This is a genomic window from Vibrio olivae (genome assembly GCF_042428525.1).
GTDB classification, from domain to species: domain Bacteria; phylum Pseudomonadota; class Gammaproteobacteria; order Enterobacterales; family Vibrionaceae; genus Vibrio; species Vibrio olivae.
The window spans coordinates 1-598 of sequence record NZ_JBHMEP010000089.1 but is presented as its reverse complement, the minus strand read 5'-3'; the positions used below and the strand labels follow the sequence as shown (position 1 = coordinate 598).

The following is a 598-nucleotide window of genomic DNA, read 5'->3' as shown; positions in this document are numbered from 1 at the left end:
CCCTGGCCGTGCGGCTGTACTTAACCGCGGCAACCGCCCTCACGCTGTCCCTGCTTTTCCCTTTCGGAGTGGAACATTATCTGGTTGCCTTCTTCCTGATCGGTTCCCTGATAACCGCGGCCAGCATCCTGTGGCTGATATCCGTTCTCCAAATCAGCAGGATGCAGCGGGAACTGGCCTCCAGACAGGCGGACAAACTTCCATAAACGGCTTTTCCGGTTACGGTGCGGGTTCCAGGACGCCTTCCTGCTGTTCCTTCGGCAGAATCTTGTCCAGCGCCTCCATGCTGTTGTCCCGGTAAAGGTTTTCCAGCAATTTCTCCCAGCCGGCAGCCTGCTGAACATCCTTCAGGGCAATCACGGGGTCCGGAATCATCATCGCGGGGTCGGGAGCGTACTTTTCCAGCACCTCGTCCGGATTGATCCGGTTGAACGTCGTCTTGCCATACCCCGGCATTCCCGCCTCATGGGCGATGGACTCAATCATTTCAAAATGCAGATGAGCCAAATAATTGCCGTGCGCCGTGCCCACGGTGCCGATCTGCTCCCCACGGCCCACGATGGTTCCCAGAGGAATGTCGCTGATGGTTTTAAGATGC

General features: G+C 57.4%; 2 protein-coding genes. One reads left to right on the top strand and one right to left on the bottom strand.

Annotated elements, in window-relative coordinates; genetic code table 11:
- The coding region (locus ACFFUV_RS24150) for a hypothetical protein (RefSeq protein WP_512701409.1) at positions 1-206 on the top strand (206 nt) is incomplete at its 5' end.
- Between the two features lie 13 nt (positions 207-219).
- Here ACFFUV_RS24150 and ACFFUV_RS24145 read toward each other — a convergent pair.
- Positions 220-598: hypothetical protein (locus ACFFUV_RS24145; RefSeq protein WP_512701408.1), on the bottom strand; the 379-nt coding region annotated here is incomplete at its 5' end.